The organism is Microcystis sp. LE19-41.2A (assembly GCF_027530405.1).
Taxonomy (GTDB): domain Bacteria; phylum Cyanobacteriota; class Cyanobacteriia; order Cyanobacteriales; family Microcystaceae; genus Microcystis; species Microcystis aeruginosa.
In genome coordinates, this window is record NZ_JAPZQJ010000123.1 from 1 (window position 1) to 7,981 (window position 7,981).

Below are 7,981 nucleotides of genomic sequence, written 5' to 3' on the forward strand. Positions count from 1 at the left end.
CAGAGGATTAAAGATTAGTTATTGTGACTAACTCTTTTGGTTAGAACAAGATAAACTTGAGAATCTTCGGTCAAATTTATTGACTCAAAATCAGCTATACTTAATTTAAATGAAACAGCCCTACCTTGATAAGGGGGGTGCGGATCACTCCTTGATCCGTAGGGTTGATTCATGAATCAACCCTACCTAATGGGGGTATCTGACAGTTTTTAACAGCTATCCACTTATTATGAATAATGAAACATCTTCAATTATTGACCAAAATGAAAGAGAATACGAAGGTTTAATCGTATCTCTAGAGGCAAATCAAGAGAGATTAAATATATTGATTTGTGTGTGTGATCAGGAAAAATTGCGAGAAGAAATCATCGATCGCTATAGCAAAAAATTAGAACCAGTAATCCCTTGTTATCGGATTGATTTAGATCAAAAAGAACCGAGTTTAAGAGCAGCAATTGCTAGTTTAGTCTCCAGAAAACCAGAGTTATTACAAAGCAAAAACGCTGTGATCACAACCACAGGAGTGGAAAAATTACACTCGATCGAATGGCAACAGGAAAAATCGGAACTAGATAAATTTTTTGGTTATCTGCAATGGACAAGGGAAGGATTGCGAGAATTTCCCTATTCCATTGTTCTTTGGGTAACAAGCACAGTGGAAGTAAATTTACGCAAAAAGTCCCCCGATTTTTGGAGTTGGAGAAAAGGAGTTTTTCGCTTTATTTCTCCTCCAAGTAACTTTTTACCTTGTCAGGAAATTTTACCAATTTTACAATCTTTTGACGAAATTACTATAGATAAAGATATTCCTTTAATCTCTAAGGAAGACTTGTTAGAACTAATCGAGCAAATCGAGGTAAATAAAGGCAAAAAAGAGCCAAGACTAGCGAGTTTATATGCCAGTTTAGCTAAAATTTATAACCTTCGTTTATTATATCGATCACCATTGGTAGATTATCGTCAGGAACAACAGCTTGCGATCGAGTATTATCAAAAGGCGATCGATTTACAAAAAGAGTTAAATCTAGAACTTGATTTAGTTGCGAGTCTCAACTCATTAGCCGGTATTTACTATTGCCTAGGAGAATACCAAAAAGCGATCGAGTTTCATCAACAGTCTTTAGCAATCACACGGGAAATCGGTGATCGGGGGGATGAAGCGAAATCCTACATGGGTTTAGGCACTGTTTACTGTTCCCTAGGAGAATACCAAAAAGCGCTCGAGTTTTATCAACAGTCCTTAGCAATCAAACGGGAAATCGGTGATCGGGGGGGTGAAGCGAATTCCTACATGGGTTTAGGCACTGTTTACACATCCCTAGGAGAATACCAAAAAGCGATCGAGTTTTATCAACAGTCCTTAGCAATCAAACGGGAAATCGGTGATCGGAGGGGTGAAGCGAAATCTTGGTTTAATCTGGGGTTTACCTACTATAAACTCGATCGTATATCGGAAGCGAAAGAAGCATATCTTCAAGCGCGGAAATTATTTCAAGCATTGGGGTTAGCAGGATATGTTCAAAAGTGCGATCAGGCAATTCGGAGATTATAATTAACCAGTTGCGATCATGTAAAAATTTGTTGCTTCCCCCTTGACTTTTGCTTGTTTTAATGCTATGAATTACCAGACTTGATTGCTCATCTCACCCGATTTTAAGCCAAAACTGGTTAAAAACCGCTATAACGTTCCTCTAACCAGGGATCACCTCGTCGATGGTAGCCATTACGTTCCCAGAAACCCGATTGCTCTCGATCGAGAAATTCTAAGCCATTAATCCATTTAGAACTTTTCCACGCGTAGAGATGGGGGACAACTAAGCGCAGCGGACCACCGTGGTCGGGGGGTAAAGGTTGACCAAACAGTTGAAAAGCGAAAAAATTATCCTCGTGCAGGAATTCCTCTAGGGTGAGGTTGGTGGTATAACCCCCGTAACAGTGTTGCATAACGTGGGTAGCTTCTGGCAGCAGGTCAATTAAGGTGATAAAATCCAATACCTTAATTCCCGTCCAAGTCACATCTAATTTTGACCAACGGGTGACACAGTGAAAATCCTTGGTAAATTCCCACTGCGGTAGGGCCATAAAATCCGACCAGTTAAAAATTTTAGTCGTGGCCACCTTTCCCCAAACCTTAAATAACCATTCCTCGGTCTTGATTTGGGGAGTATCCCCGTAGGTAAGCACAGGAAAACCACTAGCGAGATATTGGCCCGGAGGAACTCGGTCTTGATCGGGAGATTCTGGTTTTTTAAAGAATTTGCCTAACATTAGTTGAGACTCGCAACGAAAACCCTAAACAAATCTTAAAATATTAGGGAGCGAAAAGGTTTTCTATACCTCACTCCCCACTATCAAGTTATTACACCGTCCTAGACCTTGAGGACATTTATTCGGTGTTAACAGCGAACTACAGCCAAATTTTTCTGGTAACTGATGACCGATAGGAATATTATTCCTCGTCTTCCCCTTCTTCTTCCTCTTTAGTGGGATAGACAAAGCTGTTAGAACGACCAGAAAGGACAGATTTACCCAAAGATAAGGCTTTTTGCGCTTCCCGATCCGCTTGCTTTCTCCAGTGCGCTCTCCGTTGGTCGCGCTTGGCATTTGAGGTTTTCTTCTTGGGACAAGCCATAGTATTTTAACGATAGTTATAGACTCACAACCTTTCTATTCTACTCCCTATTTCCCTAATCGGCTCGCTAACTTGTCTGATTCCCTTGATCGCTACTGCCCAAAATATTGATAAAACTTAATAATTATCATTGGCTTACCTATTTATGTTTAAAATTCTATATAACTATGTAGTCAAGTAATTTCCATCATGGTAACTACCGTCGAACCCAGAGTTTTAAGTTCACTGATTACTGTTTACTGTTTACTGTTTACTGTTTACTGCTCACTGAAAAATCCCCCACACCCCCACACCCCCACACCCCACACCCCCACTTCCCCAACTCCTTTAATCTTTCCTACGATTTTGGGTATCTCTAAACATAGATAAACAGCTAAGGGATATCTATGTCACTGGAAGAAGGATTAAAATATCTACGCCTAAAGGATTACGCAAGGGCCGTAGAATTACTGGAAGAATATTGCCAACAGTCAGCTAATTTTCATTCTCCCTTATATATTCGAGCTAAAATGGCTCTTGCTCGGGCCTATCGCAGCAATAATCAACGGCAACAAGCGATCGCCCTAGCTCTGGAATTAGAAAATCATCTTGATCAGGAAGTTAGTCAGTGGGCCAAACGATTACTGACAATCTTTAGTGCTGAACAAAAAACCATCGGTATTGCCACTAATGGGGTCAAATTTCGAGCGCTGCCCAAGGCAGCACGAGCAGCACGGGTAAGTGTCCGGTTATCCCGGACTATCCCCGAAAATAGACTTATTTTTGCTAAACTATTGACAATTACGGCTTTTTATGCTATAGCATTTGGTCTTTTTTTTGTAATTACCCGTTTGCTGCTCATCCCTGCGGGGACGGGTGTAATTATTGCCTTGCTCTTGACCGGTTTCTTAGGCGGACTCATCCTTTTTATCGCCCCGAATCTAATTGATTGGACACAAAAACGTCTTTATCGAGTGCGTTGGGTGTCCTTAGCGGAAATTAAACGGTATAGCCCGGAATCGGCGGCGGTAATTGGGCGTGTATGCCGAGAAAAAGGGTTAAAACCGCCAAAACTAGGCATTATCGAAGACGGACAGCCCCTCGCTTTTACCTATGGCTCTCGACGGGGTAATGCTCGCTTAGTAGTTAGCAGAGGTTTATTTACCTATCTCGACGATGAGGAAGTAGCGACGGTATATGCTCATGAATTAGGGCATATTTGGCAGGGAGACTTTGCCCTGATGACTATCTGTGCTAGTTTCGACCATTTAAGCTGTTATCTCGATTCTTTTGCCCAAAATCAAGGTAATAATTTTCAAGACACAGTTTTTCTAGCCCTTCTCTCATCAATTATCACTATTTTTAGGCCAATTATTGTTTTTTGCTGTCTTTATCTGTCTCGTACTAGAGAATACTTCGCCGATCATTTTGCTGCCCAAGTTACTGGTAATCCCAATGCTTTGGCCCGCGCTTTAGTAAAAATTGCCTTTGGTTTAGTCCAAGAAACTGCCCAGTTTAGTCCCCTGTTATTCAGTACAAATGTATTAAATATTGCCCTGGAGCAGGATGCGATCATTACCGGTAACGTTTATGGTATCGCATTGGAGTCTCGCCGGATCGGACAGAGTTTTCTCTGGGATATATATAATCCTTGGGCAAAATGGTTAGAGTTGCAATCTAATCATCCCCTGACTGGTAAAAGGATTGGCGCTTTAGCCAACTATGCCGGACAGATGGATTTAGATATAGAATTTAGTCTGGGGGAAATATTACGGCAAGAAATAGAATTAGATCGCAAGAAACTCTATCAAAACTTTTTTCTGCGACTATGTTTATATTATGCTTGGGGACTAGGCTTTATTATTGGGGTTGTCATCGCTGGGTTTCTTGGTCTGAAATTTAGCTCTTGGGCTGCATTGGGGCTAATTTTAGTCGCTGGGGGTTTGGGTATAATTATCAATCGATTAGCTAGTTATCCTCGTCTCAAAAATGCTAGTTTCAGCGATATTTTTTCTTTAACCGATAATCCTTGCAGTCATCCCCTCCCAGCTATCCCCGTCCGACTCCGCGGTGAGTTAATTGCTCAAGGAAAGAATTTCTTTCTTAAAGATAGCACTGGCATAATTCCCCTCGCTCCTAACTATCGTTTTGGTTTTTGGCATAAAATCAGGACTACTAACCCCCCCATGGCAGCAATAAACAATACATCTGTACAAGTTCTCGGTTGGTTTCGTCGCGATTTATCTCCTCGTCTGGAATGGAGTCAAATAACTCACTCTGGCGGAAATATTCGGTTTTATCCCCGTTTTTGGCCTTTGGTTAGCGGTTTTGGCTTATTAGTCTCCGGTTTAATTATCGCAGTCACATTTTAAGCATCGCAAAAAACTGCCACTTCATCCCTTTTCTAGTTTTAGGTACTTGCTTGGATAGTACCCAATCTTTGAGCGGCAATCCCTAAAATCCTCAAGTCTCAGACCATGAAAACTATTGATAACTATTGATAAAACTTAATAATTATCATTGGCTTACCTATTTATGTTTAAAATCCTATATAGCTATGTAGTCAAGTAATTTCCATCATGGTCACTACCGTTGAACCCCCCTCCCAGAAAAAAGCTGTTCTGCGCGAAACTATCCTCACTCCTCGTTTCTATACCACCGATTTTGAGGCCGCCGCTAATTTTGACCTTTCTTTGCAAGAAACCGAAATCAAAGCGATGTTAGAGGAGATGCGGACCGATTACAACCGGCATCACTTTGAACGTCAGCAAGAATTTGAGAACTATCAAGATAATCTCGATGAAAAAACGAGAAATGCCTTTATAGATTACCTAGAACGCTCCTGTATCTCCGAATTTTCTGGCTTTTTGTTATTTAAGGAACTGTCACGACAACTAAAAAGCCGTAATCCCTTGTTAGGGGAGATATTTCATCTTATGGCTAGAGATGAGGCGCGCCATGCAGGATTTCTCAATAAAGCCATTGCTGACTTTAATATTTCCCTCGATTTAGCCAAAATTACCAAAACCCGTACCTACACCTTTTTTCCCCTTGAATGGGTGTTATATACGGTCTATCTCTCCGAAAAAATCGGTTATTGGCGTTATATACTCATTTATCGTCATTTAGAAGAACATCCAGAGTATAAATTTAATCCTCTCTTTAATTACTTCGAGAGTTGGTGTCAGGACGAAAATCGCCACGGAGATATCTTTAAAACCTTACTGCGCGCTCAACCGCAATTGTGGAATAATTGGCGATCGAGATTATGGAGCCGTTTTTTCCTGCTTTCCGTCTTTGCTACCCATAGTTTAACTGTACGGGAACGCTCAGACTTTTATGATGCTTTAGGAATGGATGCGATCGCTTTTGATCAAGAGGTAATTCGTCAGACTAATAATACCTCCGCTCGCGCTTTTCCAACTATTTTAAATGTGGACCATCCCCAATTTTTCCCCCGTTTAAACCGTTGTGCCGAACGTAATTTACAATTAAAAGCGATCGATGAAAGTAGCGTTCCCCAATGGCTAAAAACAATGCGTAAGTTACCCTTACAGTTAGGTATGGTCGGGGATCTCCTGCGATTGTATCTGATTAAACCCATAGATGCAGAAGCCACCAGAGAAATGGTACTTTAATCAGTGATCAGTGATCAGTTATCAGTTCACTGAGTTTGAGGTTTGAAGACGAGCGCAAAAAGAGTTAATCATGGAAAGTTTTTCTCGAAGAATTTTTGAGCGGCTGGCGGGATTTGCTGAAACTGACTCGGACAGGGAAGTGTACCTCAATGCCTTGGGCAGTGGAAACCCGGTCGAGAAAGAACAAGATCGCTATGAGTGCCTCTTGCACCAGCTTAAACAGGGCGATTATTCGGCTGCTCTCAAAGCCTACCTTCAGCTTCTAGCGATCGCTGATGAGGGCATTCAACAACAACTGGTCGAGATTGTGCGAGAGCGGGTTTACTCATCGGCTACTGATGAACTGTTGCGAACTGAGCTGCTCGCTTACTTCAAGCCGCCACGAATCCTTGATTTTGAGGATGTACGAGTGCTTCTGGCTTCATGCCCTGATTGGTTCACCTCAAAAAACCTAGCACGGGCGCGGGCGGTCCAAGAACTGGTCGCTCAACGATGTGATGAAGAGTTGTTTAGAACGCTGATGATAGAAGCCTTAAGAGAATTAAACCACCAGACTCGTTCCTTCAACGCTGCTTATGCGTTGCTAGAGGCACTCAAAAAACCTGTTTGCGCTCTCGCCGTAGTACGACTCATGCCTTCGCTTCAGGACCAGACGACTCTTCAAGAGGTCTTCAAGAGAATTCTGGCAGCAGAACGCCAAGGAATTGACCCTTGGGAGAAACTTCCCATCGCTCTTGTTGAGCAGCAATGTCCTCTGACCTCTGCACTTGTTGGGGAGCTCCTAGCGGTGGGAGCAGAGGGTGAAATAGGCAGTCTTATTACCATGTTACTGGCTTCCGCCGCCGAGCCGACAATTGTTGTCCATCTTGTCCAAGAAGCCTGTCAAGAAGATTAAAGTATTAGACGAGAAAATCGAGGGATTAACGGTACGGGTTGGTTATCAGGAATTTACCAACCGGGGGATTCTGATAGCTTTGGTGGTTGCTGTCCTGGGAGGTGCCGCTAAACTTTTTGGTTTTTTCCCCAATCCCTAGAAGTTACCCCCGATACTTAAACCTAACCTGAAATGGAGAATTAGGGTTTTGGGGAATTAGGGTTTTGGGGATTTTGGGGTGTTCAGCAGCCATTTATCGGCATTATTAGTCATGATGACAATCAGTCCTAAAACCTTATTATACTGACCATAAAGTTTTCTACCAGTCTCAATATCTAAATATTGGCATTTAACAGCAAATTTTAACCATACTTGGCTTTCTGCTGCTTCTGCTTCCGCATCATTTAATCTCAGCAAAAATGAACCCTTATATCGTCTTCTACGCCATGCCTCTGCTAAATTAGCACAGACAGAACGAGAAGAACGTCGAATTTGGTCAATTAATGAATATTTTTCCGACCCGGGAAACTTTTTAGACAGTTCAAAGATTTCCATAGCCAGATTAAAGGCGATTTGATAAACTTCTAGGTCTTCATGGGTGTTCAGCAATTTCTTCGGTTTTTGCACCATAATTCCCCTTTCCTGACTGATGATTCTCACTTTCCCTTATATATACCTCTTGTCAAACCTAAATTCAGGAAAATCCCCATTCCCCCACATCCCCAACACCCCCCAAACCCCCCCCCCCCCAAGACCCCCCCCCCCCCACAACACCCCCCCCCCACACCCCCAAAAAAAATTTAAAAACAGGGTTAAATTTTATTAAAAAAGGGGGTGATTTTTTTAAAAAAAAAAAAA

At 42.0% G+C, this 7,981-nt stretch carries 8 protein-coding genes and 1 pseudogene; 6 read left to right on the forward strand and 3 right to left on the reverse strand.

Annotation, left to right across the window (positions count from 1 at the left end; all coding sequences use genetic code 11):
* The first annotated feature begins 229 nt into the window (after positions 1-229).
* The gene (locus O9290_RS05370) at positions 230-1,552 is read left to right on the forward strand and encodes a tetratricopeptide repeat protein (protein WP_288086790.1); all 1,323 of its coding nucleotides are present in this window, start codon (positions 230-232) and stop codon (positions 1,550-1,552) included.
* A gap of 116 nt (positions 1,553-1,668) precedes the next feature.
* Here O9290_RS05370 and O9290_RS05375 read toward each other — a convergent pair whose 3' ends face one another.
* Together O9290_RS05375 and rpmF are read right to left on the reverse strand one after the other, a co-directional pair.
* Entirely contained in the window at positions 1,669-2,268 is a 600-nt protein-coding gene (locus O9290_RS05375) for a sulfite oxidase-like oxidoreductase (protein WP_288057979.1), read from the reverse strand.
* Between the two features lie 181 nt (positions 2,269-2,449).
* Positions 2,450-2,632: a 50S ribosomal protein L32 gene (gene rpmF / locus O9290_RS05380; RefSeq protein ID WP_002760610.1), complete on the reverse strand. Its 183-nt coding sequence runs from the start codon at positions 2,630-2,632 to the stop codon at positions 2,450-2,452.
* 189 nt (positions 2,633-2,821) lie between these two features.
* On the opposite strand from rpmF, the gene O9290_RS05385 reads away from it, so the two are divergent.
* The 5 genes and pseudogenes from O9290_RS05385 to O9290_RS05405 form a co-directional block, all read left to right on the forward strand.
* Positions 2,822-3,001 carry a hypothetical protein gene (locus O9290_RS05385; RefSeq protein WP_288026649.1) on the forward strand — a complete coding sequence of 60 codons (180 nt, stop codon included), beginning with the start codon at positions 2,822-2,824 and terminating at the stop codon, positions 2,999-3,001.
* A 17-nt stretch (positions 3,002-3,018) separates the two neighbouring features.
* Positions 3,019-4,983, forward strand: coding sequence for a M48 family metalloprotease (locus O9290_RS05390; protein WP_288055192.1), 1,965 nt, complete (start codon positions 3,019-3,021; stop codon positions 4,981-4,983).
* Positions 4,984-5,190: 207 nt separating this feature from the next.
* Positions 5,191-6,249: a magnesium-protoporphyrin IX monomethyl ester (oxidative) cyclase gene (gene acsF, locus O9290_RS05395; RefSeq protein WP_288055190.1), complete on the forward strand. Its 1,059-nt coding sequence runs from the start codon at positions 5,191-5,193 to the stop codon at positions 6,247-6,249.
* Between the two features lie 70 nt (positions 6,250-6,319).
* Positions 6,320-7,144: a hypothetical protein gene (locus tag O9290_RS05400; RefSeq protein ID WP_012267216.1), complete on the forward strand. Its 825-nt coding sequence runs from the start codon at positions 6,320-6,322 to the stop codon at positions 7,142-7,144.
* Positions 7,140-7,283 (forward strand): annotated as a pseudogene (locus O9290_RS05405) (DUF4164 domain-containing protein); the annotation flags it as partial. The gene O9290_RS05400 and the pseudogene O9290_RS05405, both read left to right, overlap by 5 nt.
* Positions 7,284-7,339: 56 nt before the next feature.
* Here O9290_RS05405 and O9290_RS05410 read toward each other — a convergent pair.
* Entirely contained in the window at positions 7,340-7,783 is a 444-nt protein-coding gene (locus tag O9290_RS05410; RefSeq protein ID WP_502846447.1) for a four helix bundle protein, read from the reverse strand.
* Between the last annotated feature and the right edge of the window lie 198 nt (positions 7,784-7,981).